1 protein-coding gene is annotated in these 228 nt (G+C 26.3%); it reads right to left on the reverse strand.

All coding sequences use genetic code 11. The features are described 5' to 3' along the window. Positions 1–20: 20 nt before the first annotated feature. Positions 21–228, reverse strand: a 208-nt coding sequence (locus Q4528_RS16740; RefSeq protein WP_303522944.1) for a hypothetical protein, incomplete at its 5' end; no start/stop codon positions are given.

Genomic DNA, 228 nt, shown 5'->3' on the forward strand with positions numbered 1-228 from the left:
GAATAGTCTATCTTATTTTTTTATTTTTTATCTTTTTTAGTTGGTGATAAAAAATATAAAGGTATTAGTATAGCTAATGACAACATTAAATATCGTCTTATTATTTCATAGGTATCTGTCCAAGGACTACAAATTAGGGCAACCCCTACTAATATAATTAATATGAGAGAAATATGTTTTTGTCCAATAATACCACCTCTTATAAGACTGCAATAACAAATACTTGGT

Origin of the sequence: Staphylococcus pasteuri (assembly GCF_030547725.1) — a bacterium.
GTDB lineage: Bacteria > Bacillota > Bacilli > Staphylococcales > Staphylococcaceae > Staphylococcus > Staphylococcus pasteuri.